Below are 743 nucleotides of genomic sequence, written 5' to 3'. Positions count from 1 at the left end.
TAACTTGTTTTGTTGCACTTGTGATTGCAAGGGTACTGGAACACCGCCTGAAAGGAAAATATTCGATTACAGCGATGCTGGAAAGTTTGAGAAAGGCCTCCTGCAGTCATATTCAAGATAATTATTATCTGTTTGATTATTACGACGAAATACTGACCGACATCGGTAAGGAATTAGACATCGAATTCGGAAAGAAATACATGTCACTTGGAGAAATAAAAAAAAATTTGGGAGAGGTCAAAAAAGGATAATTTTCACTACAACTCTTGGACATACAAAAACAGCCAAGAAACCAACATTCATGCGGGTTCAAGGCTGTTTTTTCTTTGATTTTGCTGCAAAAGTCAGGATAAATGCTTCCACATTTTATTTTTATAATAATATTCTATAGCTTCTTTCATCAACAATTCGTACTCTGCCAATTGATTTTGCTTTAAGAGTAATTTAGCCTCAATTATCTTAAAATGGTAGGCATCCTCTTCCTTATTACAATATTGCTTAGCTTCTTTAAGAATGTTAGTTAAATCATCTAAGGAATTTTGTTCTAAATATATCTCCATAATAGATTCATATGTAATAAACAGCTCATTATTTGTGGCTTTATTAAGTTCTAAACTTTTTAACTTCCCTCCGAAAGAAGTCTCCCACTTCTAAACGTGAAGGTGTGCCAGCACCAGTGAAAGTAGGAGATGAATTTCGGTTAGGCGTAGCCTAAAGTTGTCTTTTTTTGCTATGATATAATC

Annotated in this window: 1 pseudogene; it reads left to right on the top strand. The window is 34.1% G+C overall.

The window, feature by feature from the left end:
* Nucleotides 1-251, top strand: a pseudogene (locus TEPIDINF_RS14740) (IS1634 family transposase); the annotation flags it as partial.
* Between the last annotated feature and the right edge of the window lie 492 nt (nt 252-743).

The sequence above is a fragment of the Tepidibacillus infernus genome, assembly GCF_048898065.1.
Classification (GTDB): Bacteria; Bacillota; Bacilli; order Tepidibacillales; family Tepidibacillaceae; genus Tepidibacillus_B; species Tepidibacillus_B infernus.
The sequence above is the reverse complement of the archived record's forward strand: the minus strand, read 5'-3'. Positions and strand labels throughout refer to the sequence as shown.